Here is a 241-nt window from a genome sequence, read left to right as displayed (position 1 = left end):
ACGGCCCGTCGCACTTGGCGTTGTTCGGATCCGGGTGCGCTTCGAGGAACAGCCCCGCCAGGCCAACCGCCATGCCGGCACGCGCCAGCTCGGCCACCTGAGCGCGACGGCCGCCGGACGCGGCGCCGAACGGATCGCGGGTCTGCAGCGCGTGGGTCACGTCGAAGATCACCGGATGGCCGCCGGTCACGTTCTTCATCACGTTGATGCCCAGCATGTCGACCACCAGGTTGTCATAGCC

General features: G+C 68.9%; 1 pseudogene. It reads right to left on the bottom strand.

Annotated elements, in window-relative coordinates:
- Positions 1-241, bottom strand: a pseudogene (locus HMPREF0072_RS10530) (hypothetical protein); the annotation flags it as partial.

The organism is Anaerococcus lactolyticus ATCC 51172, assembly GCF_000156575.1.
Taxonomy (GTDB): Bacteria; Bacillota; Clostridia; order Tissierellales; family Peptoniphilaceae; genus Anaerococcus; species Anaerococcus lactolyticus.
The sequence above is the reverse complement of the archived record's forward strand: the minus strand, read 5'-3'. Positions and strand labels throughout refer to the sequence as shown.